Raw genomic sequence first — 1,657 nt, 5'->3', positions numbered from 1 at the left:
TGGGAGAGGGAGGGAGCGGCGAAGCCGCGGAAGGGTGAGGGTGATCCGAAAGAGAAAGGAATCATTGCGCGCCGCCTACCGATACGGTGCATCGGCGGCAAGGTTCGCGGCGATCGCGCGCTCCCAGCGGTCGCCATTATCGAGCAGCTTCGCCTTGTCGTAGATCAGCTCCTCGCGCGTTTCGGTCGAGAATTCGAAATTCGGACCCTCGACGATCGCATCGACCGGGCAAGCTTCCTGGCACAGCCCGCAATAGATGCACTTGGTCATGTCGATGTCGTAGCGGGTCGTGCGGCGGCTGCCGTCGTCGCGCGGCTCGGCCTCGATCGTGATCGCCAGCGCCGGACAGATCGCCTCGCAAAGCTTGCACGCAATGCAGCGCTCTTCGCCATTGGGATAGCGGCGCAGCGCATGCTCCCCGCGGAAACGGGGCGAGATCGGGTTCTTCTCGAACGGATAATTGATCGTCGCCTTGGGCTTCCACATGTAGCGAAAGGTCAGCGCGTGGGCCTTGATGAACTCCCACAAGGTGAACGATTTGATGATCTGACCGACGCTCATGATCCAACTCCTACGCGCGTCACCATCAGATAACCCGACACCAGAAACACCCAGAACAGCGACAGCGGCAGGAAGATCTTCCAGCCCAGTCGCATCAGCTGGTCGTAGCGGTACCTGGGCACCGTCGCCTTCACCCAGCTGAACAGGAAGAAGAACGCCAGGATCTTGATAAACAGCCAGATGATCCCCGGCACAGCATACATCCAGCCGACGTTGAGCGGCGGCAGATAGCCGCCCCAGAACAGCACGGCGTTGAGCGCGCACATCAGGATCACGTTGGCATATTCGCCGAGCCAGTAGAGCGCGAAGCTCATCGACGAATATTCGGTCTGGTAGCCCGCGACGAGCTCCGATTCCGCCTCGGTCAGGTCGAACGGCGCGCGCTGTGTCTCAGCCAGCGACGAGATGAAGAACACCACTGCCATCGGGAACAGCAACGGGTTGATGAAATTGCCGTTGACCCAGCCCCAGGCGAAACCCTTCTGCGCCTCGACGATCGCGGTCAGGTTGAAGCTGTTCGCCCACAACACGACCGAGATCAGCACGAAGCCGATCGAAACTTCGTAGCTCACCATCTGTGCTGCCGCACGAAGCGCCGAGTAGAAGGGATATTTCGAGTTCGACGCCCAGCCGGCGATGATGATGCCGTAGACGCCGAGACTCGACGCCGCGAGGACGTAGAGCAGGCCGACATTGATATTGGCGAGCACCACGCCCGCCTGGAACGGCACCACCGCCCAAACGATCAGCGCGACCGTGAAGGTGATGATCGGCGCGAGCAGGAACAGGCCCTTGTTCGCCGCCGAGGGGATGATCGTTTCCTGCAGGAAGACCTTCAGGCCGTCGGCGAACGACTGCAGCAGGCCGAGCGGACCGACCACGTTTGGTCCGCGGCGCAGCGCCATCGCCGCCCAGATCTTGCGATCGGCATAGATGATCATCGCCACCGCCAGCATCAGCGGCAGTGCGATCACCAGGATGTCGATGATCGTGGCGATGAACCAGGCCCAGCCATAGTCCATGCCCATCCATGTGAACCAGGAGGTCATGCCCAAATCCTCCCCGGCACGGGGAGGGGGACCATGCGCAGCATGGT

At 61.5% G+C, this 1,657-nt stretch carries 2 protein-coding genes; both read right to left on the bottom strand.

All coding sequences use genetic code 11. The annotated features are described in order from the left end of the window. Window positions 1-75: 75 nt before the first annotated feature. Complete coding sequence (gene nuoI, locus SPR01S_RS20965) at window positions 76-561, bottom strand: NADH-quinone oxidoreductase subunit NuoI (protein WP_066593791.1); 486 nt, start codon at window positions 559-561, stop codon at window positions 76-78. Beyond that, window positions 558-1,610, bottom strand: coding sequence for an NADH-quinone oxidoreductase subunit NuoH (gene nuoH / locus SPR01S_RS20960; RefSeq protein WP_066593789.1), 1,053 nt, complete (start codon window positions 1,608-1,610; stop codon window positions 558-560). Before nuoH ends, nuoI begins: the two co-directional genes overlap by 4 nt. Window positions 1,611-1,657: the final 47 nt, after the last annotated feature.

The sequence above is a fragment of the Sphingomonas pruni NBRC 15498 genome (genome assembly GCF_001598455.1).
In the GTDB taxonomy this organism is placed as follows: Bacteria; Pseudomonadota; Alphaproteobacteria; order Sphingomonadales; family Sphingomonadaceae; genus Sphingomonas; species Sphingomonas pruni.
This window is presented reverse-complemented; position numbering and strand designations above follow the sequence as displayed.